The sequence below is a fragment of the Streptacidiphilus sp. EB129 genome, assembly GCF_041262645.1.
Lineage (GTDB): Bacteria > Actinomycetota > Actinomycetes > Streptomycetales > Streptomycetaceae > Streptacidiphilus.
Genome location: NZ_JBGCCS010000017.1, coordinates 64,405 through 89,386 on the forward strand (window position 1 = coordinate 64,405; position 24,982 = coordinate 89,386).

Below are 24,982 nucleotides of genomic sequence, written 5' to 3' on the forward strand. Positions count from 1 at the left end.
CCGGTGGAGGATCCCACCGGCCGGGCCCTGCCGTCGTTCCCACGGTCCGTCAGTGGCCGCCCTCGTCGACGACGGTGACGTCCGCGATGTTCCGCTCGATCTCCTCGGTCCGCAGACCCACCGCCATCGCCCAGTAGTAGATGGCCAGCGAGAACACCGCGACGATCCCCATGTCCCACCAGAGCGGGATGTTGTTGGTGGCGCCGCAGCCCGGGTTGGTGCAGAAGCCGCCCTGCCATGAGACGACGCCCATCCCGACCAGGTAGACCGGCAGCCACTGCGCCGCCCGCCAGTCCAGCTGCGGGGCGTTCGGCAGCTGCTTGGCCCGGGCGTACATCGCGTAGGAGCCGAGCAGCACGTAGCCGATGACGATGGCCACGCCGAGCCGCCACAGGGTGTCCCAGCCGGCCCAGTAGATGATCAGGCTGGCGACGACGAACGACAGCGGGGAGATCACCCGGCCGCCGGGCAGGCGGTAGGGGCGCTCCCAGTTGGGCAGCTGCCGCTCCATCACCCCGTAGGCGAGCGGCGCGCCGGCGTACATCAGCACGCTGGCCGAGGTGATGAAGCTGACCAGCTGGTGCCAGCTCGGGAACGGCAGGAAGCAGATCACGCCGGTGACGAAGGCGATGATCAGGCCGAACCAGGGCACGCCGCGCTTGTCGGTCGCCTCGAACAGCTGCGGGGCGTAGCCGTTGCGGCTCAGCCCGTAGGAGATCCGCGAGGTGGAGGTGGTGTAGATCAGGCCGGTGCCGCCGGGGGAGATCACCGCGTCCAGGTAGAGGATCGTGGCCAGCCAGCCGAGGCTGACGATCGTCGCCAGGCCGGCGAACGGACCGCTGATCCCGGCGTAGGCGAGGTTGGCCCAGCCGTGGACGAAGGTGGAGCCGGGCAGCGCGCCGATGTACACCACCTGCAGCAGGATGTAGATCACCGCGCCGATGGCCACCGAGCCGAGGACCGCCAGCGGGATGTCCTTCTTCGGGTTGCGGCTCTCCCCGGACAGCTGGATCGCCTGCTCGAAGCCCAGCAGGGCGAAGATGATGCCGCTGGTGCTGATCGCCTCCAGGATGCCCTTCGCGCCGAACGGGGCGAAGCCCTTCGAGGTGAAGTTGCTGCCGTGGAAGTGCGTGATCGCCAGGACGAAGATGGTGAACAGCGGGATCGCGATCTTCCACCAGGTCGCCGCGCTGTTGGTGTGGGCCAGCAGCCTGATCCCGAGGAAGTTGACCGCCACGAACACGGCCATCAGCAGCAGTGCGACGAGGAAGCCGGACGCGGTCAGCGTCCCGTTGGCGTTCTGGAAGCCGGAGGCCCAGGACCAGTGCTGGGCGTAGCCGATCATGGCCTCGACCTCGATCGGCGCCACGGTGGCGGCCTGCAGCCAGGAGAACCAGCCGAAGGACATCCCGGCCAGTCCGCCGAAGGCGTAGTGCGGGTAACGCGCGGTGCCGCCGGCCACCGGGAACATCCCGCCCAGCTCGGCGTGGACCAGCGCGAGCAGGACGATCGCGACCGCGCCGATCACCCAGGAGATGATCGCCGCGGGGCCCGCGACGACGACGGCCTCCTTCGCTCCGAAGAGCCATCCGGATCCGATGATCGATCCGACGGATGCCCACATCAGCCCGATCAGGCCGACTTCGCGGCGCAGGCTGCGGCCGGTTTCGGTGGGCGGGGACGTGTGGTCAGTGATTGCCATGAGCGAGAGCCCCTCGACTATTCGGCAGGTCGGTGAGAGTGGCCCCAAGGTTAAGGCTGAATGACGCCCACGCATAGACAGCTGTACTGAATAGATACGTTCTTAGGGAAGTTTTCACATCCGCAGTACAGGAGATTCGCAGTCCTGGTCAACCCCTGTAGGGTTCGACATCTGTGCTGGTCCAGGCCTTGGATGGATGCGACGATGCTGAGAGTTAGAATCAATCCAATATTTGAGGATTACTTGAGCTTAATCGCCGGCGTGGGCCTCTGGAATGCCATCCATTCCTATGATCGCATCGCGATAATGCACCGCCGGAACGGTTTAACTACCGCTTGGTAGTCCTGACTGGCCGTCAGTACTTCGCCCCGATGTGCTCATCCATCAGCTCCACCGAGGCGCGCCTTGCGACGGAGTTGTTCCAGTCGTTGGCCTGCTTCCACTCGGCGCCGACTGCCTCCAGGGTGTCCGTGAAGAGGCGCCGGATGTCGTTGGACTTGTTGGTGAAGAAGTAGCGCGGGTACTCGTAGCGTCGAACCCCTGTGGTCAGCCTCCGGGTGGTCCAGTTGGTCACTCTGGCTCCGTCCGAGTGGATGAGGCCGCGAAGGAGGTCCCATGGGTGCTCGCTGACGATCTGCTCTTGCCACGGTTCCAGGGCTGTGCGCTGGAGGTCCTTCCGTCCGGGCCCGTGCTGGGGGAACAGGCAGGGAAGGTGCTTGGAGTAGACCTTGACTCCGGTGCAGCCTCGGACCTTCACTCGGCATACCGAGTTGTGCGGCAGGACGGCGCGGATCGCGGCCTCGGCTGCGTCCATCAGGCCCGGCCAGGTGTTCGAGCAGGCGATTGACAGGTTGCCCACCCGATGCTGTTTCGGGAAGGCGATGTGGCCATCGCCCAGGTAGAGGCCCAGCAGGTAAGAACAGGCAGGCCTGTCCAGCTCGTCTCGGTCGCAGCGATGACAGCTTGACCGATGCGCTCCCGGGAGTTGGCCGCGCCTGGCGCGGTCCTGGTGAAGCCACCAACCGATGGTTCCGGCGGGGATGTTGAACTGCCGTGCCACGGCAGCGCTTGGCTGCCCGTCACGGACGAGTGCCATCGCCTGCATGCGTGTTTGGATGTCGTACGCAGGGGCGATCCTGTCGTAGGGTGCGCCGGGCCTTGCTCAGAATGCGAGACGAGCGCTCGATGTGATGAAGATCGCCAACTTGCTGACGCCCTTCGAATCGAAGGAAAGGTGCCCCGAGTCGGATTCGAACCGACACTGTATGGGTTTTGAATCCATTGCCTGCTGCCAATTGGGCTACCGGGGCCTGCAGAACGAAGGTCATGACCTTCACTCTGTGACCCAAACATACCGTGTCTGGGTAGGCTCGTGCACGCAACCCCCGCGTCAACGAGGAGCACCGTGACCGCCGACGACGAGCAGCATGAGCAGCATGTCCCGCCGACGACGACCCGTGTGGTCATCGCCGAGGATGAGGCCCTGATCCGGCTGGACCTCAAGGAGATGCTGGAGGAGGAGGGCTACACCGTCGTCGGTGAGGCGGGAGACGGCGCCGAGGCCGTGAAGCTCGCCACCGAGCTCCGCCCGGACCTGGTCATTCTCGATGTGAAGATGCCGATCCTGGACGGCCTCTCGGCCGCCGAGCAGATCCACGAGGCGCACATCGCCCCGACGCTGATGCTCACCGCCTTCTCGCAGCGCGAGCTGGTGGACCGGGCCAGGGACGCCGGCGCGATGGCCTACATCGTCAAGCCGTTCAACAAGAGCGACCTGGTTCCGGCCATCGAGATGGCCGTTTCCCGCTACAGCGAGATCCGTGCGCTGGAGGCGGAGATCGCCGACCTGAGCCTGCGTCTGGACACCCGCAAGCTGGTGGACCGGGCCAAGAGCGTGCTGCAGACCAAGTTCGGGCTGACCGAGCCGGCGGCGTTCCGCTGGATCCAGAAGACCTCGATGGACCGCCGGATGACCATGAAGGCCGTGGCCGAGGCCGTCATCGAGGAGGGCGCGGCCCAGGACGCCAAGAAGAAGGCCCCGGAGAACCCCGCCGGGGCGTGACCGGATACCGGCCCGGCCCGGCCAGGTGCGGACATGCGTGGAGGGGCGGGAGCCGACCAGCTCCCGCCCCTCCGCACGTCCGACGTGGCGTCAGTCCTCGCGCCTGGTCCTCCCGGTCAGTCCTCGCCGAGGTAGGCCTTGCGGACCGACTCGTCGGTGAGCAGCTCGGCGCCCGGCCCGGACAGCACGATCCGGCCGACCTCCATGACGTGGCCGGTGTCCGCGAGCGACAGCGCCGCCTGGGCGTTCTGCTCGACCAGCAGGATGGTGGTGCCCTGCTCGCGCAGCTCGACGATGGTCGCCATGATCTTCTGCATCATGATCGGCGAGAGCCCCATCGACGGCTCGTCCAGCATCAGCAGCTTCGGACGCGACATCAGCGCCCTGCCCATCGCGAGCATCTGCTGCTCACCGCCGGACAGGGTGCCCGCGGCCTGCTTTCGGCGCTCCCCGAGGATCGGGAACAGGTCGTAGGCACGCTGGATGTCCGCCTGGATGCCGTCCTGGTCCTTCCGCAGGAAGGCGCCGAGGAGCAGGTTCTCCTCGATCGTCATCCTCGGGAAGATGTGCCGGCCTTCCGGGGAGTGCGCCAGGCCCAGCGACACGATCTTGTGCGCGGGGACGGCGCCCAGCGGCTGCCCGTCGAAGCGGATGCTGCCGCCGACCGGCTTGAGCAGCCCGGACAGGGTACGCAGGGTGGTGGTCTTGCCGGCGCCGTTGGTGCCGATCAGGGTGACCACCTGGCCGGCCTCGACGGTGAAGGAGATGCCCTTGACCGCTTCGATCTTGCCGTAGGCGACGCGGAGGTCCTCGACCTCCAGAAGGGCGGTCACTGCTGCTCCTCGGTGGTGCGGGAGGGGGTCTCCTCGTAGGGGGTGCCCAGGTACGCGGCGACGACGCGCTCGTCGGCCTGGACCACGTCGCTGGTGCCCTCGACCAGTTTCTGACCCTGGACCAGGACGGCGACGCGGTCGCAGAGGTTGAAGATGAAGCGCATGTCGTGCTCGATGACCAGGACCGAGATGCCCTTGTCCCGGATCGCGAAGACCAGTTCCTCGGTGACCCGGGTCTCCTGCGGGTTCATCCCGGCGGTGGGCTCGTCCAGCAGCAGCAGCCCGGGCTCGCTGGCGAGCGCGCGGGCGATCTCCAGCTTGCGCTGCTCGCCGTAGGGGAGGTTGCGGGCCAGGTGCTGGGCCTTGGCCGCCAGTCCGGTGAACTCCAGGAGTTCCATGGCCTTCTCGCGGGCCTCGGCCTCCTGCCGGTGGTAGCCGGGACCGCGCACGATCGCGGCGATGATGCCCTGCCGCATCCGGGTGTGCCGGCCGACCAGGACGTTCTCCAGGACGGTCATGTTGTGGAACAGCCGGATGTTCTGGAAGGTGCGGGCCATGCCGGCCTGGGTGACCTTGAACGGCTTGGGCGGCAGGACGGCGCCCTTGTAGCTGACGCTGCCCTCGGTCGGGACGTACAGACCGGTGAGGCAGTTGAAGAAGGTGGTCTTGCCCGCGCCATTGGGACCGATGAGTCCGATGATCTCACCGGTGTTGACCGTGAGGTCGACGTTGTTGACCGCGGTGAGGCCGCCGAAGCGCATGATCACGCCGCGGGCTTCGAGCAGTGGGGTGCCGGGTGCGGGGGCGTTGTCGGTGGCGGGTGCGATGGTGGTGTCGGTCATGGGAGTCACGCCCCTGCCGTGCTGAGTTCGGGTGTGGCGGGCTCGTCTGCCTCGTGGAACTCCAGCTGGTTGCGCCGGCTGGCGATGATGCCCTCGGGGCGGAAGCGCATGAACAGGATCAGCGCGATGCCGAACATCAGCAGCTGGTAGCTCTGCAGGAACTCCAGCTTGGCCTGCAGCAGGTAGAACAGCGAGGCACCGACCAGCGGGCCGGGGACGGTGCCCATCCCGCCGATCACGACGGCGGCCAGCAGGAAGGCGGAGTTGGGCGGTACCGGCCCGGCGAAGACGAACGGGTCGGGCACCACACTGAAGTTCACGTGCGCCATGACGGTTCCGGCGAGGCCGGCCAGGGTGGCGCCGAGGGCGAAGGCCAGCAGCTTGAAGCGGAAGGCGTTGATGCCCATGGCGGTGGCCGCGGTCTCGTCCTCGCGGATGGCCACCCAGGCGCGGCCGATCCGGGAGTTGCTGGAGCGGCTGAAGACCAGCACGATCACGCCGATGAACAGCAGCATCAGTTCGAAGTAGTTGGCGAACCGGCCGAGGGTGATGCCGCCGATGGTGTGCGACGCCCCGAGGTTGAAGCCGAAGAGGTTCAGGTCCGGGATGTTCGCGATGCCGTTGGGGCCACCGGTGACGTTGGGCCCCGAGGTGCCGTCGAGGTTGTTGACGACGATGCGGAAGATCTCCCCGAAGCCCAGGGTGACGATGGCCAGGTAGTCGCCGCGGACCCGGAGCGTGGGTGCGCCGAGGATGACACCGAAGATGCCGGCCACGGCGGCGCCGGTGAGGGCGGCCGCCCAGAACGGGAACTGGGTATGGATGGAGGAGGTCGCGGCTCCGGAGACCAGGGCGGCCGTGTAGGCGCCGACGCCGAGGAAGGCGACGTAGCCGAGGTCGAGCAGTCCGGTGAGGCCGACGACGACGTTGAGCCCGAGGGCGGTGCCGGCGAAGATGAGGATGTTGACGCCGATGGTGGCGTTGGCGTCGCTGCTCTGGGTGAAGGGGAAGACCGCCGCCGCGACGAAGGCCCCGAGCGCGAGGAACACCCGTCGGCGGTTGGCGATCTCGGAGAAGCGCTGGAACGCCCCGGAGCGGGACAGAGCCCAGGCGGCGAAGCCGAGGGTGATCAGGAAGCCGATGAACAGCTCGCCGTAGCTGGTGTCGATGCCGTAGGTGAAGACGCCGAGCCCGAGGGCCAGCACCAGGGTGACGACCACCAGGTCGAGGACGACGGGCAGGGCCGGCGCGGGGCGCAGGTCGGGCCGCGTGCCGGGGTAGCCGATCAGGCGCTTGGCGACGTTCTCCGCGTCGTCGGACTGCCTGCCGTCGCGGGGGAGGCCGAGTGCGCCGACCAGGCCGAGCACCGAGGCGACGCCGGCGATCCAGCCGCCGCCGGTGAGGTTGGCCAGACCGCCGAGTTCCACACTGATGGAGATCAGGGTGTACCAGGTGGTGGCCAGCGCGCCGACGGCGACGATGACGGCGGGGCCGTCGGCGCCGCCCGGGGCGAGCCAGCGCAGACCCGGCAGCCGGTAGCCGGCCACGGCGAACAGCAGCACGAGCACGCCGGCCACCAGCGTGATCCACTGCAGGCCGCCGGGGTAGCCGCTGACGGTGAGGTCGCCGGGGAAGGTGGAGCTGTAGGTCCAGGCCAGGAACGCGGAGGCGGCGGTGAGGAGACCGCCTGCGGCGGTGAGGCCCCGCGCCACGGTGACCGGCATCGCAATGGCCGGGCGGGGCACAGCGGTTGCTGTGGGCTGGGTGTCGGTCATGGTGGTCACGCCCTGTCCGCGACGCGCTCGCCCAGCAGACCCTGTGGTCTGATCATGAGCACGAGGATGAGGATGACGAAGGCCCAGACGTCCTGCCAGGCGGCGCCGCCGAACTGGCTCATGCCGGGGATCTTCTGGATGTAGGAGGCGGCCAGCGACTGGGCGAGGCCGAGGACGATGCCGCCGAGCATGGCGCCGTAGATGTTGCCGATGCCGCCGAGGACGGCGGCGGTGAACGCCTTGAGCCCGGCGAGGAAGCCCATGTCGAAGGAGACCTGGCCGTAACGCAGACCGTGGGCCACACCCGCCACGGCGGCGAAGGTCGCGCCCAGGGCGAAGGCGATCACGATCACCCGGTCGGTGTTGATCCCCATCAGCTTGGCGGTGTCCGGGTCCTGCGCGGTGGCCTGCATCGCGCGCCCGGTGCGGGTGCGCTGCACGAAGTAGGCGAGGAAGACCATCGAGGCCACGGCCGCGACCACGACGAAGATGTCCGCGGACTGGAAGGTGACCGAGAGCAGGTGGAACGGTCCACCGGGGAGGGAGGGGAAGATCCGCGGCGACTTGGCGCCGGGGAAGAAGCCCCAGACGAGCTGCTGCAGGGCGATGGACAGCCCGATCGCTGTGATCAACGGGGCCAGACGTGGTGCGCCGCGCAGTGGCCGGTAGGCGAATCGCTCAGCGAGGACGGCGATGACAGTGGCCGTGAAGATGCCGCCGATGAGCATCAGGGGCAGTGCTATCCACATCGAGGTGCCGGCACCGAGACCGAGGTAGACGGTCAGGGCGCCGAAGGCACCGGTCATGAAGATCTCGCCATGGGCGAAGTTGATGAGCTGGACGATGCCGTAGACCATGGTGTAGCCGACGGCGATGAGTCCGTAGGTTGCGCCGAGTAGCAGGCCGTTGGCTAGATTTTGCGGCAGTTCGTGCACCGCAGGCCTCCGTTGTCATGGCGGCGGGGAGCCGTCAGGGGTGGTTGTGGAACCGCGCGGGGGCACTGGCGACGCAGTGCCCCCGCGCGGTGGGCGTGCTCCGGGGGTTTTCAGGCTGATGTCAGCCGGAGAAGGTGCCGGTCTTGACGGTGGTCCACTGGCCGCCCTTGACGCCGTAGACGGTGAGCTGCTTGTTGGTGGCGTCGCCGTACTGGTCGAAGGAGACCGTGCCGGTCACACCGCTGAAGCTGACCTGGGCCATGGCGGTCTCGATGGCCTTGCGCGGGTCCGCGGGCAGCTTGCCGCTGTTGGCGGCGGCCACGGCCTTGACGGCCTCGATGATCGACCAGGCGCTGTCGTAGGAGTAGCCGCCGTAGGCCGCGTAGGGGTCGCTGTAGCCGCCGGCCGCGTAGTCGGCGATGAACTTCTTGGCCGAGTCCAGGGTCTCCACCGGGGCGCCGACGGAGGTCGCGTAGTCGCCCTCGGCCGCACCCTGGGCCAGCTTGATGTAGGTCGGGTCGTACATGCCGTCGCCGCCGATCAGCGGGATCTTGTCGCCGGCCGCCTTGAGCTGCTTGGTGAGCGGGCCGGAGTCCGGGTACTCACCGCCGAAGTAGACGAAGTCGGCGCCGGAGTTCTTGATGGCGGTGACGGTGGAGGAGAAGTCGTTGGCGCCGCTGGTGACGTGGTCCTGGCCGACCACGGTGCCGCCGAGCTTGGTGAACTCGTCCTTGAAGGTGGAGACCAGGCCGACACCGTAGGTCAGCTTGTTGTCGACCAGGAAGACCTTCTTCTTGCCCAGGGTGCTGAAGGCGAACTGGGCGGCGAAGGGGCCCTGGATGGCGTCGGTGGTGGCGGTGCGGAAGTACGAGGCGAACGGACGGACCTTGGTGCCGGTCTGCCAGTTCGGGCCCTGGGTCAGGGTGGGGTTGGTGTTGGCCGGGGAGACCTCGACCAGGTTGGCGTTGTTGAAGATCTGCTGCATGGAGACGGCGACACCGGAGTTGAGCGGGCCGACCACGCCGACGACGCTGTTGTCGCCGACCAGCTGGGTGGCGTTCTGCTGGCCCTGCTGCGGCGACTTCTTGTCGTCCAGCGCCTCGATCTTGAAGGTGACGCCGGGAACCTCGTTGGTCTTGTTGGCGGTGTTGATCGCCAGGTCGACCGAGTTCTTGATGCCCAGACCCAGGGCCGAGAGCGACCCGGTGAGCGGGGCGTCGACGCCGATGGTGACGGTGGTGGCGCCCGCTGCGGAACTGGAGCTGTTGCCGGAGCTCGAAGTGGAGGCGCGGGAGCCGCAGGCCGTCAGGCTGAGGGCGCTGGACACGGCAAGGGTGGTGATGACGAGCAGCGAACGGTTTCGCACGTTCAGTCCTTTCCTCTGGGCGAGGGTCGAACCGCGCGCAGGCCCCGACCTGTCGATCCGATGGCGCGGTGACTGGCCGTGACTTTAGGCCTCCATCAGCGCCTAAGGCAGAGCTAAGCAGCTTTATGTGATGGTCTTGTTATGACCTGAGCGAAACTTGAGGCTCGGACGGTGGCCGGCCGCGTACCTTTGTGAAATCTTCCGCCGGTTCTGCATTACCCTGTCGTGTTCGTCGATGGCGCTGGTCAGTGCGGGAGCGTTGGGGCCGCAGCGGCAGGGCTGGCTGAAACCGTGCCGTCTTCTCGGCAGGCGGCGGTGATAAGCCGGCTCAGATCCCGGGCGTATGCGTCCCCCAGGATTTCACTTTGCTGCTGGATTGCACGCGTGTTACTCATCGTGACATCCAGGAAGGGCAGTCGGTCGCCCACCGGGGTGTAGCGGCAGTCCCGGATGTCCACGGCCAGCGGTACCACCAGCGGACGGCCCGGGCGGAGGGTGAACGGCAGGCCCGGCGGCCGGGTGACGGTGAGTGCCACGCCCCGGTAGGGCTGCGTGATCTGAGTGACCGTCACCGCTGTTGAGCTGGTGTCGGAGAAGGTCGCCAGCACGGTGAAACGGTGCCCGGTGGGGTCGCTGCTGGTGCCGATCCCGCTGTAGACCACCCTGGTGATCTGGGCCGGCCAGGGCTCCGGTGCCGGGCCGGCCGAACCGCCCTGCCGCGTACCGGGGGTGACCAACACGGCCAGCAGGGCGAGGGCGCCGAGCAGACCCGCCGCGCCCAGTGGCAGGGCCCGCCGGCGACGGTGGCTCAACGAGCGCCACCAGTCGCCCAACCGGCGCTCCCAGGCCGGGACTTCGGAGGTGCTGAGCACGGTCGGGCGCAGCGTCGGTTCGTCCCCGGCGCCGGGCGCGGGCTCCTCGACCGGGCCGATGCCGCTCATCGTCCCCCCGTCTCCGATCACCGTCGTCGAGCCCCGGGCCATCGGCCTCGTGCGGCTTCCGTGGGGCAGGCGATGCCCGGCGCGGGGAGGGGTCAAACGTCCGCGCCGGGCCGGGGGCGGCTCGGTGGCCGATGCCCGGAGGCTGCTCAGGTGTCGCGCAGCATGCAGGTGAGCCGGCAGCTGGTGATCCGGCGGCCCTGGTCGTCGGTGATCGCGATCTCGTAGGTCGCGGCGGTACGGCCCCGGAAGACGGCCGTGGCCACGCCGGTCACCAGGCCGGAGGTCGCCGAGCGGTGGTGGGTGGCGTTGAGGTCCACGCCGACCGCGTAGCGGCCGGGACCGGCGTGCAGCATCGCGCCGACCGAGCCGAGGGTCTCCGCCAGCGCCGCCGAGGCACCGCCGTGCAGCAGCCCGTACGGCTGCTGGTTGCCCTCGACCGGCATGGTGCCGACGACCCGCTCGGGGGAGGCCTCGACCAGGCGGATGCCCAGCCGCTCGCCGAGGTGTCCCCCGGAGAAGGTGGCGGCGTCCACGCCCAGCTTGGCGAAGTGGTCGATCACGTCCTGGGGGACGTTCAGGCGGAGGGCGGGCTCCGGCTGCGGTTCGGCGGACATGGTGCTCCTGGTGATCGGTGATCGGGCTGCCTTGCGATCGTACGACCCCGCCGCGCGGTGTCAGTGGGCGGCGCTGTCAGTGGCGGGCCATAGGATTTCCAGCGGCAGTGAAGCTCCAGTGCGGGAAGCGGTGGCAGTGATGGTGAGCAGTTCAGGCAGGGGCTCCGGTACCGGGGGTACCGGTGCGGGCGGTGCTGCGCCGGGCAGGGGCGGGAAGGGTGCCGCGGCGCGGCCCCGGCTGCTGCTGCTCGACGGCCACTCGATGGCCTACCGCGCGTTCTACGCCTTCCCTGCGGAGAACTTCGCCACCTCCACCGGCCAGCCCACCAACGCGGTCTACGGGTTCGCGTCGATGCTCGCCAACATCCTGCGGGACGAGGCCCCGACGCACTTCGCGGTGGCCTTCGACGTCTCCCGGAAGACCTTCAGGGCCGGGATCTACCCCGAGTACAAGGCCACCCGCTCGGCCTCGCCGTCGGAGTTCCGGGGCCAGGTCGAGCTGGTGAGCGAACTGCTGGACACGATGCGGGTGCCGCACCTGCGGCTGGCCGAGTTCGAGGCGGACGACATCATCGCCACGCTGGCCACCCGCGCCGCCGCCGAGGGCTTCGAGGTGCTGATCCTCACCGGCGACCGGGACGCGCTGCAGCTGGTCAGCGAGGACGTCACCGTCCTCTACCCGACCAAGGGCGTCTCCGAGATGACCCGCTACACCCCGGAGAAGGTGGAGGAGAAGTACGGCGTCACCCCCACCCAGTACCCGGACCTGGCGGCGCTGCGCGGCGACCCCTCCGACAACCTGCCCGGCATCCCCGGCGTCGGCGAGAAGACCGCCGCCAAGTGGATCGGCCAGTACGGCTCCTTCGCCGCGCTGGTGGAGCACGCCGACGAGGTCAAGGGCAAGATCGGCGAGAAGCTCCGGGCCGGGCTCGACGCGGTGAAGCTCAACCGCGAGCTGACCGAGCTGGTCCGCGACGTCGAACTGCCGCTCGGCGTCCAGGATCTGGACCGCAAGCCGTACGACCGCGAGGCCGCCCTGGTGCTGCTGGACGCGCTGGAGTTCCGCAACCAGGCGCTGCGGGACCGGCTGTTCGCGGCCGACCCGGGCGCGGCCGAGGGCGAGGCGGTGGCGGCCGGGGCGGCCGGGCCCGGAGTCGAGGTCGAGGGCGAGCTGCTCACCGAGGCGGGCGCGGCGGCGGCCTGGCTGGCCGAGCACGCCGCCGGCGCGGCCCGGATCGGGCTGGCCGCCGACTACACCTGGGCCCTGGGCGAGGGCCGGGTGACCGCGATCGCGCTGGCCGCGGCCGGCGGGCCGGCCGCCTGGCTGGATCCGTCCGCGCTGGCCGAGGCCGACGAGCAGGCCTTCGCCGGCTGGCTCGCCGACGCCGGGCGGCCCAAGGCCCTGCACATCGCCAAGCAGGTGATGCGGGCCTTCGCCGAGCACGGCTGGACCGTGCGCGGCGTGGTCTCGGACAGCGCCCTGGGCGCCTACCTGGAGAAGCCCGGCCGCCGCACCTTCGGTCTTGACGTGCTGGCCGAGGAGTACCTGGGCCGGCAGCTGGGCGCGAGCACCGCCGCCGACAGCGGCCAGCTGGCCTTCGGCGAGGACGCCGACGACGAGGCGGCCGCCGCCGCGCAGGGCCTGATGGTGCAGGCGCGCACCGTGCTCGACCTGGCCGAGGTGCTCGACGAACGGCTCGCCAAGGACCAGGCACTGACCCTGATGCAGGACGTCGAGCTGCCGATCGCCGAGCTGCTCGCCCGGATGGAGCGCTCCGGGATCGCCGCCGACCTGGACTGGCTCACCCAGCTGGAGATCCAGTTCGGCGCCGCCGTGCAGCAGGCCGTCAAGGAGGCGCACCACTCGGTCGGCCACGAGTTCAACCTCGGGTCGCCCAAGCAACTGCAGGAGGTCCTCTTCGGTGAGCTGGAGCTGCCGAAGACCAAGAAGATCAAGACCGGCTTCACCACCGACGCCGACGCGCTGACCTGGCTGGCCGCGCAGACCACGCACGAGCTGCCGGTGATCCTGCTGCGGCACCGTGACCAGACCCGGCTGCGCAGCACGGTCGAGGGCCTGATCAAGACCGTCGCCGCGGACGGCCGGATCCACACCACCTTCAACCAGATGGTGGCCGCCACCGGCCGGCTGTCCTCCACCGATCCCAACCTGCAGAACATCCCGGTGCGCACCGAGGAGGGCCGGATGATCCGCCGTGCGTTCGTGGTCGGCGCGGGCTTCGAGGAGCTGCTGACCGCCGACTACAGCCAGATCGAGCTGCGGATCATGGCGCACCTGTCCGAGGACGAGGCCCTGCTGGCCGCCTTCGACAGTGGCGAGGATCTGCACACCACCGTCGGCTCGCAGGTCTTCGGCGTGGAGCCGGCCCGGGTCGACGCGGAGATGCGCCGCAAGATCAAGGCGATGTCCTACGGACTGGCGTACGGGCTGTCGGCCTTCGGCCTGTCGCAGCAGCTCGGTATCGAGGCCGCGGAGGCGCGGCGGCTGATGGACACCTACTTCGAGCGCTTCGGCGGGGTCCGCGACTACCTGCGCCGGGTCGTCGAGGAGGCCCGGCACACCGGCTACACCGAGACGGTGCTCGGCCGTCGCCGCTACCTGCCCGACCTGACCAGCGACAACCGGCAGCGCCGGGAGATGGCCGAGCGGATGGCGCTGAACGCGCCGATCCAGGGCTCGGCCGCGGACATCGTCAAGATCGCGATGCTGAAGGTGGACGCGGCGCTGTCCGGGTCCGGGCTGAGCTCGCGGATGCTGCTCCAGGTGCACGACGAGATCGTGCTGGAGGTCGCGCCGGGTGAGCGCTCCCGGGTGGAGGAGCTGGTGCGCCGGGAGATGGCCGACGCCTACCCGCTGCGCGCCCCGCTCGACGTCTCGGTCGGCTCCGGGCACGACTGGGAGGGCGCGGCGCACTGAGCCGGGCTCCGGGGCGGGCCGCGGTGCGCGGCGGGGCCGGTGTGCGGCGAGGCCCCATACATGTCGAGGGCCGATGCCTGGCGAGGTATTCGAGTAGAACCTGTTCTCATTTGGCCGGGCCGGGGTTACGGTGCGGGTCGGCCGAATGAGGGAGGTGGCGGATGCGTGCACTGCTGGCCGCGCTCGCGGGGGTGGCGCTGGCGCTGGTGATGGCCCTGGTGCTGGTGCCGTTGGCGCAGCAGGGCGGTCCCACCTCGGCCAAGCCACTGCTGACCAGCGCTCCGGCGCATCCGTAACGGGCGGCCGCGATGCACCGGAGATCAAGCCTCGTCCTGGTCGCCCTCGCCGCGTTCCTCGGCGCCCTCGGCCCGCTGCTGCACTGGTACGTCTACCCGCGCGTGGTGAAGGTGCCGGCCAACCAGTACCAGGCCGTGGTGCTGCAGGCGAAGGACGCCACCCTGATCGACTACAGCCGGATGGTGGGCGTCCCGCACCAGACCGTCACCATCGTGCAGACCCTGCGCGGCGACGCCGCCGCGGCCGCCGCGGAGAAGAAGCGCACCGGTAGGGACGTGGTGGTCTGGGACGCCCTGTCCTACGTCGAGGGCACCAACGGGACGATGATCTCGGAGATCCCGGAGGTGTACGTCTTCGACGCGCACACCCAGGCCCCGGTGCACTGCTGTGGCGAGAGCGTCGACGGCGACCCGGTCGCCCGGGACGGCATCGAGTACAAGTTCCCCTTCGACACCCAGCCGCGCGACTACCAGTACTACGACCCGCAGACCAGGGCCTCGGCGCCGATCCTCTACAAGGGCACCCAGGTCTACCGGGGGATGAAGGTCTACTACTTCGAACAGACCATCCCGTGGACCAAGGTGGTCTTCCCCAAGACCATGCCGGCCGGGGTCGCCGGGATCACCCCGGCCACCATCGCCTCGCTGGGCTACCAGCGCTGGTACACCACGGTCCGCAAGTTCTGGGTGGACCCGGTCACCGGCGCCCCGGTGCGGGGCGAGGAGGACCACCACGAGGAGCTGCGCTTCCCGGCCTCCAGCGGGATGGCCCCGGTCACCGTCTTCGCCGGTCAGGTGAAGATCCGCCCGGACTACCTGGACGCGGCCGCCTCGCTGGTCAAACAGCAGCGCACCCTGGTGCTGATGATCGACACCTACCTGCCCTGGGGGATGCCGATCACCGGGCTGCTGCTGCTCGCCGGGGCGTTCCTGCTGGAGGCCCGGCGGCGCCCGGCCCGCGCCGGGTCGGCCCCGGACGGTGGGTCAGGTCCGGACGGTGACGAAGATCGCGGTGCCCGGAAGGTGCCGCCCCCGCAGCGGGCTCCAGCCGCCCCACTCGGCGGTCAGGTCCTCCGGCCACTCGGGCTCGACGAGGTCGACTAGCCGGAACCCGGCGGTGGTCAGCTCGCGCACCCGGTCGCCCAGGGTCCGGTGGTGCTCGACGTAGACGGCGCGGCCCTGATCGTCCTGCTCCACGTAGGGGGTGCGGTCGAAGTACGAGGCGGTGGCCGTCAGGCCCTCCGGCCCCGGCTCGTCCGGGAAGGCCCAGCGGACCGGGTGGGTCACCGAGAACACCCAGCGCCCGCCCGGTCGCAGCACCCGGTGCACCTCGCGCATCAGCAGGGCGGTGTCCGCCGCGAACGGCACCGCGCCGTAGGCCGAGCAGGCCAGGTCGAAGCAGCCGTCGGCGAAGGGGAGCACGGTGGCGTCGGCCTGCACCAGCGGGACCGGCGGCAGCCCGAGCTGCTGGTCGATCCGCAGCGAGTGCTGCAGCTGACGGTGCGACAGGTCCAGCGCCACCGGGCGGGCGCCCTGCGCGGCCAGCCAGCGCGAGCACTGGGCGGCGCCGGCGCCGATCTCCAGTACGGTGCGTCCGGCCAGTCGGGAGCGGTCGCCCAGGAGTCGGGCCTGCTCCTCGTCCAGGCCCTCGGGGCACCAGGTGAAGCGGGCGTCGCCGAGAAAGCCGCCGTGTTCGTCCTGGTACTCGTCGGCGTTGCGGTCCCACCAGTGGCGGTTGGCGTGGCTGCTCTCGGCGGTCCCGGCGCTGCGGCGCACGGCCTCGGACTCGTCGTCCTCGTAGCCGTCGAGGCCGTCGTCGAGGTCCGGAGCATCGTCTGAGGGGGTATCGGTGTACTGGGTCATCTCGGAGGTAGCGTAGCCTTGCCCCCGTAGCGTCTGGTGCGTCGCCGGAAGGGTCGCCACGCGAGTGCTGTGCTGACCGGTTCATTCCGGTTTGTGAGGGGCTTTCCCGTCCTGTGGTATCTCGCATTGACCGTGCATGGCTGTCCCCGTATGCTACAAGTTGCGCTGCGGGCCTGCGCGCCTCGGACGGAGCAGGTCGCGCTCGCATCTGTTGAAGACCCCACAGTCACAGCCCGGGGTATCGGGTTCCCGTAGAGGTATGGGAGTTGCGATACACCGGCTCAGCCCTGTCTGGTCCTTGGTGGAGCGATAACGGGTCCCCGGCGTAGTAGTACCTACGACTTCATGTCCGTACCGGAGCCCTTTTCCTAATGACGACCAGCAGCACCGAGGCCCGTACCACCCCGCAGGTGGCGGTCAACGACATCGGCGACGCAGAGGCCTTCCTCGCGGCGATCGACGAGACCATCAAGTACTTCAACGATGGCGACATCGTCGACGGCATCATCGTGAAGGTCGACCGTGACGAGGTTCTCCTCGACATCGGTTACAAGACCGAGGGCGTCATCCCGTCCCGCGAGCTGTCCATCAAGCACGACGTCGACCCGCACGACGTCGTCGCCGTTGGCGACAGCATCGAGGCCCTGGTTCTCCAGAAGGAGGACAAGGAGGGTCGTCTCATCCTGTCCAAGAAGCGTGCTCAGTACGAGCGCGCCTGGGGCACGATCGAGAAGATCAAGGAAGAGGACGGCATCGTCACCGGTACCGTCATCGAGGTCGTCAAGGGTGGTCTCATCCTCGACATCGGCCTCCGTGGCTTCCTGCCGGCCTCGCTGGTCGAGATGCGTCGTGTCCGCGACCTCCAGCCCTACGTGGGCAAGGAGCTCGAGGCCAAGATCATCGAGCTGGACAAGAACCGCAACAACGTGGTCCTGTCCCGCCGTGCCTGGCTGGAGCAGACCCAGAGCGAGGTCCGCCAGACCTTCCTCACCACCCTGCAGAAGGGTCAGGTGCGCTCCGGCGTCGTCTCCTCCATCGTCAACTTCGGTGCCTTCGTGGACCTGGGTGGCGTCGACGGCCTGGTGCACGTCTCCGAGCTGTCCTGGAAGCACATCGACCACCCCTCCGAGGTTGTCGAGGTCGGCCAGGAGGTCACCGTCGAGGTTCTCGACGTGGACATGGACCGCGAGCGCGTCTCCCTGTCGCTGAAGGCGACCCAGGAGGACCCGTGGCAGCAGTTCGCCCGGACCCACCAGATCGGTCAGGTCGTCCCGGGTAAGGTCACCAAGCTGGTTCCGTTCGGTGCGTTCGTCCGCGTGGACGAGGGGATCGAGGGTCTGGTCCACATCTCCGAGCTGGCCGAGCGCCACGTGGAGATCCCGGAGCAGGTCGTCCAGGTCGGCGACGAGATCTTCGTCAAGGTCATCGACATCGACCTCGAGCGTCGTCGCATCAGCCTCTCGCTGAAGCAGGCCAACGAGTCCCTCGGTGCCGACCCGGCGTCGGTCGAGTTCGACCCGACCCTGTACGGCATGGCTGCCTCCTACGACGATGCGGGCAACTACATCTACCCGGAGGGCTTCGACCCCGAGGCGAACGACTGGCTGCCCGGCTTCGAGAAGCAGCGTGAGGAGTGGGAGCGCCAGTACGCCGAGGCGCAGACCCGCTTCGAGCAGCACCAGGCCCAGGTCATCAAGAGCCGCGAGGCCGACGCCGAGGCCGCTGCGGCGGGCGAGGGTGCGGCCCCCGAGGCCGGTGCCTCCGCCGGTGCCGGTGCCGCTCTGTCCGGTGGCTCGTACTCCTCGAGCAGCGACGAGACCTCGGGCGCCCTGGCGACCGACGAGGCCCTCGCCGCGCTGCGCGAGAAGCTTGCGGGCGGCCAGAGCTGAACGCTTGGCGCTGAGCTGTAGCTGAAAGGACCTCCACCCTTCGGGGTGGGGGTCCTTTTTTGCGTTGCTCCAGGGGGAGCGGGGTGCTGTGGTGCCGAGGCTGCGGGAGCGTTGATGGTCGGTCGCGCAGTTCCTCGCGCCCCTGAGGGGGTTTCTGGCTGTGGGTAGGCTGCGGGGCATGGTGAAGGTGGGACTTACGGGTGGGATCGGGGCCGGGAAGAGTGCGGTCTCGGCGTTGCTGGCCTCGTACGGGGCGGTGGTCGTGGACGCCGACCTGATCGCCCGGGAGGTGGTGGCCCCCGGGACGGCGGGGCTGGCGGCGGTGGTGGCCGAGTTCGGCGACGGGGTGCTGCTGCCGGACGGGGCGCTGGACCGGCCCGCGCTGGGCCGGATCGTGTTCGCCGACCCGGACCGGCTGGCCGCGCTGAACGCCATCGTGCACCCGCTGGTGGGCCGGCGCTCCGCCGAGCTGGAGGCGGGCGCCGGGCCGGGCGACGTGGTGCTGCACGACGTCCCGCTGCTGGCCGAGAACGGGCTGGCGGCGCTGTACGACCTGGTGGTGGTGGTCGACGCCGCCGAGGAGACCCGGCTGCGGCGGCTGGTGACGCTCCGGGGGATGCCGGAGGACGAGGCGCGCGCCCGGATGGCGGCCCAGGCGTCCCGCGAGGACCGGCTGGCAGTGGCGGATCTGGTGATCGACAACGACGGGCCGCTGGACCGGCTGGAGCCGCAGGTGGCGGCGCTCTGGCAGGAACTGCGGCGGCGCGCGGCGTCCTGAGCGGGCTCCGACCGTGCTGTAGGAAGCCACAAATTCCTCAACAGTCTGTTGACGGTGCGGTTGTGTGGATCTACGTTTCCTGCAAGCGAAAAGTAGTTTTCGAATAGCGGAAACTCCGTCGAACAAGGTCGCCGCCTCGTCCTGCCCGCAGGCCGTCCCCTGCCCCAGGTCAGCTCCGCATCCCCCCTTCGGTGAACGCACCGCACCTCTGGAGGCACCAGCGTGGATTCCGCATGCCCGGACGCACCTGACGCACCCGCCACATCCACAGTCCACCCGGTGGACGAGCTACTGCCCGCTCCCCGCCTCGTCGCCTACGGGCTGCAGCACATCGCCGCGATGTACGCGGGCGTCGTCGCGCCGCCGCTGATCGTCGGTGCCGCCGTGGGGCTGTCCACCGCCGAGATGACGGTGCTGATCGGCGCCGCGCTGCTCACCTCGGGACTGGCCACCCTGCTGCAGACCCTGGGGGTCTGGAAGGTCGGCTCCCGGATGCCCTTCGTCAACGGGACGACCTTCGCGGCGGTGGCGCCGATGCTGTCGATCGCCGAGAACACCGCGCACGGGCACGCCCTGCCGGTGATCTACGGCTCCATCCTGATCGCCGGGGCGGTGACCGTCCTGGCCGCACCGTTCTTCGGCAAGCTCGGACGCTTCTTCCCGCCGGTGGTCAGCGGCACCGTGATCAGCCTGATCGGGCTCTCGCTGTTCCCGGTCGCGTTCGGCTGGATCACCGGCAGCGACCCGACCGCCAAGGACTTCGCCTCGGTCCACCGGATCGTCCTGGGCGCGGTGACCCTGCTCGTGGTGCTGCTGCTGAACCGCTTCCTGACCGGCTTCCTCCGCAGCATCGCGATCCTGCTGGGGCTGGTCATCGGCACCCTGCTGGCGGTCCCGTTCGGTCTGTTCGACGCCTCCGCGCTGAACAGCACCCCGGTCTTCGCGGTGCCCTCGCCGTTCCACTTCGGCGCACCCGAGTTCCAGGCCGGTGCGATCATCTCCATGCTGATCGTGATGGTGGTGTCGATGACCGAGAGCACCGCCGACATGCTGGCGTTGGGCGAGGTCGTGGAGATGCCGGTGACCGAGGACACCATCGCCGCCGGTCTGCGCGCGGACGGCGCGGCCACGGTCGTCGCCGCCCTGCTGAACGGCCTCGCGGTGACCGCGTTCGCGCAGAACATCGGGCTGATCGCGCTGACCAGAGTGCGCAGCCGCTACGTGGTCGCGGTCGGCGGCGGCATCCTGATCCTGCTGGGCCTGTTCCCGATCGCGGGCGCGATCATCGCGATCGTGCCGCAGCCGGTGCTCGGCGGCGCCGGGTTCGCGCTGTTCGGCACGGTCGCCGCCAGCGGGATCAGAACGCTGACCCGGGCGCGGCTCGACGACAGCGACAACCTGCTGATCGTTGCGGTGGCGCTGGGCTTCGGGCTGCTGCCGATCGCCGCCCCCGGCTTCTGGTCGCACTTCCCGCAGGTGGTGCAGACGGTGATGGGCTCAGGCATCAGCGCGGGCTGTCTGGTCGCCATCGCGCTGAACCTCTTCTTCCACCACCTGCCCGGACGGCGGCAGCCCGGCGCGCCGACGGCGGCGCCGCTCGTGGAGGAACTGCCCACGCCGGTGCACTGACCGCACGGCACTCACCCCCCCCGGGACTCACCCCCCCCGGACTCACGCCTGCGGACTCACACCGCTGGATCGGCCGCGCCTGCTCAGGTGCGGCCGATCCAGGTGGAGCGAGGCGGCAGCAGCAGGGACGCGCCGTCCGGCGCGCCCACCGTGGCCGGGAACGCGGCCAGCGTCGCGCGCGCGGGCGCTCCCAGCGGGACCAGCCGGGGTTCGTCGCCGAGGTTCACCGCGGTGCGGTGGCCGCCCCGGTGCAGCACCAGCCAGCGCTGCTCCTCGTCCGCCTCGGCGTGGACCGCCGCGAGGCGGGGGTCGGTGAAGGCCGGGTGGGCGCGGCGCAGCGCCAGCAGGGTGCGGTACCAGGCGAGCAGGTCCGCGTGCGGCTTGCGGTGCGGCTCGGTCCAGTCGAGTTTGGAGCCGAGGAAGGTGGACAACGCCTGCGGGTCGGGGACGTCGTCCGGGGCCCAGCCGTGGCCGGCGAACTCGCGGCGTCGGCCGGTGCGGACCGCCTCGGCGAGGGCGGGGTCCTGATGGTCGGTGAAGAACTGCCAGGGGGTGTGCGCGCCCCACTCCTCGCCCATGAAGAGCATCGGGGTGAACGGTCCGGTCAGCACCAGCGCCGCCCCGGCCGCGAGCAGCCGGGGGTCGAGGCCGGCCGAGATCCGGTCGCCGGTGGCGCGGTTGCCGACCTGGTCGTGGGTCTGCAGGTAGCCCAGCAGCCGGTGGGCCGGGGTGCGCTGACGGTCCAGCGGGCGGCCGTGGGTGCGGCCCCGGAACGAGCACCAGCGGCCGTCGTGGTACCAGCCCCGGGTCAGCGTCCGGGCCAGGCCGGTCAGCGGCCGGACGGCGAAGTCGCCGTAGTAGGCCTGGTCCTCGCCGGTGAGTGCGGCGTGCAGGCAGTGGTGCAGGTCGTCGCTCCACTGGGCGTCCAGGCCCAGGCCGCCGGCCTCGCGCGGGGTGATCACGCGCGGGTCGTTGAGGTCCGACTCGCCGATCAGGAACAGCGGTCGGCCGGTGCCGGCGGCCAGCGACTCCACGGCGGCGGACAGCTGCTCCAGGAAGTGCACGGCCCTGGTGTCGACCAGGGCGTGCACGGCGTCCAGCCGCAGCCCGTCGACGCGGTAGTCCCGCAGCCAGGACAGGGCGCTGCCGACCAGGTAGTCGCGCACTTCGTCGGAGCCGGGGGCGTCCAGGTTCACCGCCGAACCCCAGGGCGTGTGGTGACGGTCGGTGAAGTAGGGCCCGAAGCGCGGCAGGTAGTTGCCGGAGGGCCCGAGGTGGTTGTGCACTACGTCCAGCACCACGCCCAGGCCCCGGCGGTGGGCGGCGTCGACGAAGCGCTTGAGCCCCTCCGGGCCGCCGTAGGGCTCGTGCACCGCCCAGAGCGAGACACCGTCGTAGCCCCAGCCGTGGCTGCCGGGGAAGGGGCAGACCGGCAGCAGCTCCACCAGGTCGACGCCGAGGTCCACCAGGTGGTCCAGCCGGGCGGCCGCGGCGTCGAAGGTCCCCTCGGGGGTGAAGGTGCCGATGTGCAGCTCGTACAGGACGCTGCCGGGCAGGGACCGGCCCTGCCAGGGGGTGTCCGACCAGCGGAAGGCCCGGTGGTCGACCAGCTGCGACGGGCCGTCCGGCCCGTCCGGCTGGCGTGCCGAGCGAGGGTCGGGGAGCAGTTGCGGGTCGTCGTCCAGGCGGAAGCCGTAGCGGCTGCGGTCCGGGTCGGCGGGCGCGTCGGCGAGCCACCAGCCCGGGCGGTCCGGGTCGCGGCGCATGGGGTGGGCGGCGCCGTCCAGTTCCAGCAGCACCCGGTGGGCCACCGGGGCCCACAGCTCGAACCGGTGCTGCGGCCCGTGGTCGCCGTCCTGATCGCGGTCGGTGTCGGTGCTGGTGACGGCGTGGGTACCGGTGCTGCGGGAGGGCACGTCAGGGCTCCTGGGGGTCGCGGACGAGGAGGGCGACGGGGAGTTCGGCGAGCAGAGCGGCCAGCGGGGCCCGGTCGGCGGGCGCGGGCCGGCCGGTCAGGACGTCGGTCCAGCGGCCGGGTGGCAGCGGCAGCGCGGCGTCGCCCCAGCCGCCGTCCCTTCGCAGACCGTACGGGAGTCGGGTCGCGGCGGCCAGCACCTCGGTGCCGCGCAGGAAGGCGACCAGGTGGTCAGCGGCAGGGCGGTCGGCGGCAGGGTGGTCGGCGGCAGGGTGGTCAGGGGCTGGAGGCTCGGCGGCAGGGTGGTCGGGTGCGGGGTGGTCGGCGGTGGAGACGGGGGTGTACCCGTCGGCGAAGGCGTCCGGGCGCTTCCGGCGCAGCCGGAGCACGGTCGCCGTGAGTTTCAGCTTCTCGGCGGCGAGGCCGTCCACCGGGTCGCCGGCGTCCAGCGCGGCCAGGCGCGCGGACAGGCCGTCCAGGTCGACCGGGCGGCGGTTGTCCGGGTCGACCAGGGTCCGCAGCGGCTCCTCGCTGCCCTGGTAGAGGTCGGGGTTGCCGGGCATGGTCAGGTGCAGCAGGGCGGCGGAGAGGGTGTTGACCCGGGCGTGCGGGTCCAGCCGCGCGACGAACGCCCCGATCCGGGCGGCCAGCGCCGGGGTCCCGGGGATCGCCCTGGCCAGCTGTTCGACGGCCTGCTCGTACCCGGCGTCGGGCTCGGTCCAGGTGGTGCGCAGCTTGGCCTCGCGGACCGACTTCAGCGCGGTGGCGGCCAGCCGGTCCGCGTCGATCGGCCAGGCCGCCACGGCGGTCTGCCACAGCAGGTAGGCGGCGTGCGGGTGTTCCCGCGCGGCGGGGGCCAGCTCGGTCCAGGCGGCGAGCTCCGCGTGCCACTCCTCGGGGGCCTCGGCGAGGACGGCCAGCCGGGCCCGGGCGTCGGCGCTGCGCTTGGTGTCGTGGGTGGACAGCGCGGTCATGGTGCCGGGCCAGTCGCGCCGCATCCGGACGCAGTAGGCGTGGAACTCGGCGACGGTCACCCCGGCGTGGCCCGGGTCGCCGCCGACCTCGTTCAGCGAGAGCAGCGGGTAGCGGCGGTAGAACGCGGTGTCCTCGACCCCCTTGGCGGCCACGGCCGACGCAGTCTGCGCGAAGCGGATCCGGAACTCGTCCCTGGCCGGGCCGCGCCCGTACCGTCCCAGCGCCAGGTCCCGCACCAGGTCGGCGCCGGCGGCGTGGGCGGGTTCCAGCAGGGTGCGGGCGTCGGCGGCCGCGGCGGTGATCCGCTCGATGTCGGCGGGGTTGTCGGGCTCGCCGGGGACCGGGTAGGGGCGGTAGAGGTGGTAGGCGGCGAGGGTGTCCGCGACGGCCTGGCGCAGCGCCCAGGGCGGGTGGTCGCGCAGCGCCGGGTCCTCGCGTCCGGCCGCGATGGCGACCCGCACCAGCCGGTTCACCTCGGCGGCGAGTTCTCCGGTGGGTGCGGTCATCTCCTGGCGTCCACGCCGGGCCGCCGCGGTGGCGCTCTCCACCTCGATGCCAGGGCTGTTGCCGGCATTGCCGGACGCGCCGCCGTCGCAGTAGGCGGCGTACCCGGCGGTGAGCGCGGGCAGGCCCGCCGCGTCGGTGAGCACACCGTCGACGCGGCGCAGCGCGTCGTAGCCGGTGGTGCCCGCGCACGGCCAGTCCGGCGGCAGCCGCTCGTCCCCGGTGAGGATCTTCTCGACCACCACCGGGGCCCCGTCGGTGGCGTGCCGCAGCCGCCGGAGATAGCCGCGCGGGTCGGCCAGCCCGTCCGGGTGGTCGATCCGGAAGCCGTCGATCAGGCCCTCTGCGCGCAGCCGCAGCAGGGTGCCGTGCGTGGCCTGGAACACCTCGGGGTTCTCGACCCGGACCGCGACCAGCTCGGCGACGGTGAAGAAGCGCCGGTAGTTGAGTTCGGTCCGGGCCAGCCGCCACCAGGCCAGCCGGTAGTGCTGACGGTCCAGCAGTTCGGCGGTCGGCAGGCCCTCGGTGCCGGGGCGCAGCGGGAACACCTGGTCGTAGTAGCGCAGCACCGGCTGCCCGTGCCACCTGTCGGCCTTGAACCGGTCCAGCTCGGCGCCGAGCCGGTCGCCCAGCACCGGGAGCAGGATGCGTCCGTCCTGTGCCTCCCAGTCCACGTCGAACCAGGCGGCGTAGCGGGACTGCGGTCCGTCCCGCAGCAGGGAGAACCAGGCGTGGTTCAGGTGCGCGGGGACCGGTGCGGCCATGTGGTTGGGCACGGTGTCCACGATCAGCCCGAGACCGTGCGCCCGGGCCAGGGCGGCCAGCGCGCGCAGTCCGTCCTCGCCGCCGAGCTGGGCGCTGATCCTGCTGTGCTCGACCACGTCGTAGCCGTGGGTGGAGCCGGGCACGGCCTCCAGTACGGGGGAGAGGTGCAGCCGGGTCACCCCCAGCCGGGCCAGGTAGGGCACGGCCAGCCCGGCCTCGGCGAATCCGAAGCCGGGCTGGAGCTGCAGCCGGTAGCTCGCCGCCGGCATGTGCACTCCCGGGTCCTCGGCCTGTGGCTCGGCGACCTGTGGTTCAGCGGCCTGTGATTCGTGCACCTGCGCTGCGGTCATGCACCACGCT

Annotated in this window: 19 protein-coding genes and 1 tRNA gene; 7 read left to right on the forward strand and 13 right to left on the reverse strand. The window is 70.5% G+C overall.

Going from position 1 to position 24,982, the window contains the following annotated elements; translation table 11 throughout:
* Positions 1–49: 49 nt before the first annotated feature.
* The 3 genes from ABH925_RS21440 to ABH925_RS21450 all read right to left on the reverse strand — a co-directional run bounded on the left by ABH925_RS21440 (position 50) and on the right by ABH925_RS21450 (position 3,012).
* On the reverse strand, positions 50–1,702 hold the full coding sequence (locus tag ABH925_RS21440; protein ID WP_370150223.1) for an APC family permease: 1,653 nt from the start codon (positions 1,700–1,702) through the stop codon (positions 50–52).
* 355 nt (positions 1,703–2,057) lie between these two features.
* Complete coding sequence (locus ABH925_RS21445) at positions 2,058–2,561, reverse strand: hypothetical protein (RefSeq protein ID WP_370150225.1); 504 nt, start codon at positions 2,559–2,561, stop codon at positions 2,058–2,060.
* Positions 2,562–2,937: 376 nt separating this feature from the next.
* Positions 2,938–3,012: transfer RNA gene (locus ABH925_RS21450), tRNA-Leu, on the reverse strand.
* 95 nt (positions 3,013–3,107) lie between these two features.
* Between ABH925_RS21450 and ABH925_RS21455 the strand changes: the two genes are divergently transcribed.
* Positions 3,108–3,764 (forward strand): ANTAR domain-containing response regulator, encoded by a 657-nt coding sequence (locus ABH925_RS21455; protein ID WP_370150227.1) that lies wholly within the window; start codon positions 3,108–3,110, stop codon positions 3,762–3,764.
* A gap of 116 nt (positions 3,765–3,880) precedes the next feature.
* On the opposite strand, the gene ABH925_RS21460 is transcribed toward ABH925_RS21455, so the two are convergent.
* The 7 genes from ABH925_RS21460 to ABH925_RS21490 all read right to left on the reverse strand — a co-directional run bounded on the left by ABH925_RS21460 (position 3,881) and on the right by ABH925_RS21490 (position 11,070).
* Positions 3,881–4,597, reverse strand: a complete 717-nt coding sequence (locus tag ABH925_RS21460; protein ID WP_370150228.1) for an ABC transporter ATP-binding protein — start codon at positions 4,595–4,597, stop codon at positions 3,881–3,883.
* Positions 4,594–5,439, reverse strand: coding sequence for an ABC transporter ATP-binding protein (locus tag ABH925_RS21465; protein WP_370150230.1), 846 nt, complete (start codon positions 5,437–5,439; stop codon positions 4,594–4,596). Before ABH925_RS21465 ends, ABH925_RS21460 begins: the two co-directional genes overlap by 4 nt.
* Before the next feature lie 5 nt (positions 5,440–5,444).
* Positions 5,445–7,223, reverse strand: coding sequence for a branched-chain amino acid ABC transporter permease (locus ABH925_RS21470; protein WP_370150232.1), 1,779 nt, complete (start codon positions 7,221–7,223; stop codon positions 5,445–5,447).
* Entirely contained in the window at positions 7,220–8,149 is a 930-nt protein-coding gene (locus ABH925_RS21475; RefSeq protein WP_370150234.1) for a branched-chain amino acid ABC transporter permease, read from the reverse strand. Before ABH925_RS21475 ends, ABH925_RS21470 begins: the two co-directional genes overlap by 4 nt.
* A 121-nt stretch (positions 8,150–8,270) precedes the next feature.
* A complete protein-coding gene (locus ABH925_RS21480; RefSeq protein WP_370150235.1) occupies positions 8,271–9,515 on the reverse strand; it encodes a branched-chain amino acid ABC transporter substrate-binding protein in 1,245 nt (414 codons plus the stop codon).
* Between the two features lie 245 nt (positions 9,516–9,760).
* Positions 9,761–10,456 carry a hypothetical protein gene (locus ABH925_RS21485; RefSeq protein ID WP_370150237.1) on the reverse strand — a complete coding sequence of 232 codons (696 nt, stop codon included), beginning with the start codon at positions 10,454–10,456 and terminating at the stop codon, positions 9,761–9,763.
* A gap of 146 nt (positions 10,457–10,602) precedes the next feature.
* Entirely contained in the window at positions 10,603–11,070 is a 468-nt protein-coding gene (locus ABH925_RS21490; RefSeq protein WP_370150239.1) for a PaaI family thioesterase, read from the reverse strand.
* 262 nt (positions 11,071–11,332) lie between these two features.
* Here ABH925_RS21490 and polA point away from each other — a divergent pair, with 262 nt between their 5' ends.
* From polA to ABH925_RS21505, 3 genes are all read left to right on the forward strand, one after another.
* Entirely contained in the window at positions 11,333–14,008 is a 2,676-nt protein-coding gene (gene polA, locus ABH925_RS21495; protein WP_370150368.1) for a DNA polymerase I, read from the forward strand.
* A 161-nt stretch (positions 14,009–14,169) separates the two neighbouring features.
* Positions 14,170–14,304, forward strand: a complete 135-nt coding sequence (locus ABH925_RS21500; RefSeq protein WP_370150240.1) for an SPW_0924 family protein — start codon at positions 14,170–14,172, stop codon at positions 14,302–14,304.
* Between the two features lie 12 nt (positions 14,305–14,316).
* The gene (locus tag ABH925_RS21505) at positions 14,317–15,408 is read left to right on the forward strand and encodes a DUF3068 domain-containing protein (RefSeq protein WP_370150241.1); all 1,092 of its coding nucleotides are present in this window, start codon (positions 14,317–14,319) and stop codon (positions 15,406–15,408) included.
* Here the strand turns inward: ABH925_RS21505 and ABH925_RS21510 are convergent.
* Positions 15,289–16,167 carry a class I SAM-dependent methyltransferase gene (locus ABH925_RS21510; RefSeq protein ID WP_370150244.1) on the reverse strand — a complete coding sequence of 293 codons (879 nt, stop codon included), beginning with the start codon at positions 16,165–16,167 and terminating at the stop codon, positions 15,289–15,291. The genes ABH925_RS21505 and ABH925_RS21510 overlap by 120 nt on opposite strands.
* Positions 16,168–16,538: 371 nt before the next feature.
* Between ABH925_RS21510 and rpsA the strand changes: the two genes are divergently transcribed.
* From rpsA to ABH925_RS21525, 3 genes are all read left to right on the forward strand, one after another.
* Complete coding sequence (rpsA, locus tag ABH925_RS21515) at positions 16,539–18,056, forward strand: 30S ribosomal protein S1 (protein ID WP_370150245.1); 1,518 nt, start codon at positions 16,539–16,541, stop codon at positions 18,054–18,056.
* Positions 18,057–18,234: 178 nt separating this feature from the next.
* Positions 18,235–18,834, forward strand: a complete 600-nt coding sequence (gene coaE / locus ABH925_RS21520; RefSeq protein WP_370150247.1) for a dephospho-CoA kinase — start codon at positions 18,235–18,237, stop codon at positions 18,832–18,834.
* A gap of 279 nt (positions 18,835–19,113) precedes the next feature.
* Positions 19,114–20,463 carry a nucleobase:cation symporter-2 family protein gene (locus ABH925_RS21525; RefSeq protein WP_370150249.1) on the forward strand — a complete coding sequence of 450 codons (1,350 nt, stop codon included), beginning with the start codon at positions 19,114–19,116 and terminating at the stop codon, positions 20,461–20,463.
* 83 nt (positions 20,464–20,546) lie between these two features.
* On the opposite strand, the gene treZ is transcribed toward ABH925_RS21525, so the two are convergent.
* Together treZ and treY are read right to left on the reverse strand one after the other, a co-directional pair.
* Complete coding sequence (gene treZ / locus ABH925_RS21530) at positions 20,547–22,286, reverse strand: malto-oligosyltrehalose trehalohydrolase (RefSeq protein WP_370150371.1); 1,740 nt, start codon at positions 22,284–22,286, stop codon at positions 20,547–20,549.
* 94 nt (positions 22,287–22,380) lie between these two features.
* Positions 22,381–24,891, reverse strand: coding sequence for a malto-oligosyltrehalose synthase (gene treY / locus ABH925_RS21535; protein ID WP_370150374.1), 2,511 nt, complete (start codon positions 24,889–24,891; stop codon positions 22,381–22,383).
* Between the last annotated feature and the right edge of the window lie 91 nt (positions 24,892–24,982).

Coding starts and splice junctions, on each gene's coding strand:
- treY (WP_370150374.1), bottom strand. CDS start 24,891: ATGCCGGCGGCGAGCTACCGGCTGCAGCTCCAGCCCGGCTTCGGATTC.
- ABH925_RS21485 (WP_370150237.1), bottom strand. CDS start 10,456: ATGAGCGGCATCGGCCCGGTCGAGGAGCCCGCGCCCGGCGCCGGGGAC.
- ABH925_RS21465 (WP_370150230.1), bottom strand. CDS start 5,439: ATGACCGACACCACCATCGCACCCGCCACCGACAACGCCCCCGCACCC.
- ABH925_RS21510 (WP_370150244.1), bottom strand. CDS start 16,167: ATGACCCAGTACACCGATACCCCCTCAGACGATGCTCCGGACCTCGAC.
- ABH925_RS21490 (WP_370150239.1), bottom strand. CDS start 11,070: ATGTCCGCCGAACCGCAGCCGGAGCCCGCCCTCCGCCTGAACGTCCCC.
- ABH925_RS21505 (WP_370150241.1), top strand. CDS start 14,317: ATGCACCGGAGATCAAGCCTCGTCCTGGTCGCCCTCGCCGCGTTCCTC.
- coaE (WP_370150247.1), top strand. CDS start 18,235: ATGGTGAAGGTGGGACTTACGGGTGGGATCGGGGCCGGGAAGAGTGCG.
- ABH925_RS21500 (WP_370150240.1), top strand. CDS start 14,170: ATGCGTGCACTGCTGGCCGCGCTCGCGGGGGTGGCGCTGGCGCTGGTG.
- rpsA (WP_370150245.1), top strand. CDS start 16,539: ATGACGACCAGCAGCACCGAGGCCCGTACCACCCCGCAGGTGGCGGTC.
- polA (WP_370150368.1), top strand. CDS start 11,333: ATGGCCTACCGCGCGTTCTACGCCTTCCCTGCGGAGAACTTCGCCACC.
- ABH925_RS21440 (WP_370150223.1), bottom strand. CDS start 1,702: ATGGCAATCACTGACCACACGTCCCCGCCCACCGAAACCGGCCGCAGC.